Consider the following 593-nt stretch of genomic DNA (forward strand, 5'->3'; position numbering starts at 1 on the left):
CCGACCAGATCGATTTCGACAAACCCGGGCACCGCGTCGTCCCATTCGGCCCAGGTGCGGACGGGGATCTGGGACTTCAGCAGCGTGCCCGGCTTGGTGTGCGAGCGTCCCCGCGGAACCAGTTTCGCCCGCTCACCGGCCAGTTTCCGGTCGATGGTCGCCGCGCTCATGCGCACCAGCAGCGCCGCCTGCTCGTCAGTGATGTCAAGCTCTCCGTCGCGGCGCAGCAACGGCACCAGCACCGGCAGCATCGGCGCAAGCAGCCTGCCGGCAGGTGCCCGAAGCACCGCCCAGCACTTGACCAGAGCGGGCAGCAGATCCGGGCCGTAGACCAGCGCCCTGCCCGGCCTGGGCCTGACGATCCTCAGCGTCAGGGCATTCCTAAGGGCCGCCCGGGCATAGTCGCGGTGCCAGCCGGTCAGATCGACCAGCTCGTCCAGGATCCGGGACTTCCCCGCACGATCAGCGCCCTTATAAGCGAGGGCCTTCTTCTTCGTCACAGCTTGCCGCTGGGCCATCGTCAGCTCCATAGAAAACGGGCATAACCCGCACCCGCCGCCAACACCCTCAACCACGCCGCTACGCGGAGGTTT

At 67.5% G+C, this 593-nt stretch carries 1 pseudogene; it reads right to left on the reverse strand.

Annotated features, from left to right (window positions below):
- Nucleotides 1-518: pseudogene (locus LD110_RS23375) on the reverse strand (integrase); the annotation flags it as partial.
- Nucleotides 519-593 lie beyond the last annotated feature (75 nt).

Origin of the sequence: Arthrobacter sp. M4 (assembly GCF_020251205.1) — a bacterium.
Taxonomy (GTDB): Bacteria; Actinomycetota; Actinomycetes; order Actinomycetales; family Micrococcaceae; genus Arthrobacter.